1 protein-coding gene is annotated in these 912 nt (G+C 65.9%); it reads right to left on the bottom strand.

The genetic code is table 11. The features are described from left to right. A partial coding sequence (locus tag I5W_RS13995) for an EAL domain-containing protein (protein ID WP_044529685.1) occupies positions 1 to 912 on the bottom strand: 912 nt, incomplete at both ends.

The raw sequence follows: 912 nt of genomic DNA, 5'->3' as shown, positions 1-912 counted from the left end.
GCCAGCAACGAGGTGCGGCCGGTGCGCGAATTGAAGAATTCCGTGGCGGCAGGACACGCACCGTCGACCACCTCGGCCACCATCTGCAGCAGCGGGCGATGTTCGCTGCGGTTCAGCAGGTCGATGACCGGGCTGCCCTCCAGCTCGCTGCCGGCATAGCCACCGAGCAGGTCGATCATCATGGCATTGGCGCTGACCACGCGCAGCAAGGGATCGAGGAAGCACAGGCCAACCGGCGCGCTGCGATAGAGCGAATCGAGCTGGTGCCAGCGCTGGAAGGGCGAGGTATCGATCCCGGCGCTGAGGCGCGACCACACGCCGCGCTCGCCGATCAGCCGTGCCGCATCGGCCAGCGGAGCAGGACGGCCGAGATGGAAGCCTTGCCCGAATTCGCAGCCCATGCGCTTGAGGAGATGGGCGTGGTGTTCAGTCTCGATGCCTTCGGCGACCACGTGCATCTTGAGACTCTGGCCCAGGCCCGCGACCGCCAGCACGATGCGAAAGCTGTCCGGGTTCTGGTCCATGGTGCGTACGAAACTGGCATCGATCTTGATCTCGTCGAAGGGATAGGATTGCAGGCGCGTCAGGCTGGAATAGCCGGTGCCGAAATCATCCAGCGACAGGCTGGCCCCGGCCTGGCGTGCGGCCAGGATGGTCTGCAAGGTGCGCTCGTGGTCCTGCACCAGCACGGTCTCGGTGATCTCCAGCTGCAGGCGCGACATGGGCAGGCCATGCTGATGCATCACGGCGGCCAGACGGTCCAGCAGGCTGCCGTCGAGGAACTGGCAGGGCGACAGGTTGATCGCCAGGCGCAGCTCCGGGGGCCAGTGGCGCAGGGTGGCGGCCACCGTGTCGAGCAACTTGAGCAGCAGGACATCCAGTACGCCGCCACGTTCGGCGATGTCGATGAAA

This window comes from Herbaspirillum sp. B65, assembly GCF_000333555.1.
Taxonomy (GTDB): Bacteria; Pseudomonadota; Gammaproteobacteria; order Burkholderiales; family Burkholderiaceae_D; genus Herbaspirillum; species Herbaspirillum rubrisubalbicans.
Note: the sequence above shows the minus strand (reverse complement) of the source record. Positions and strands in the feature narration are given on the sequence as shown.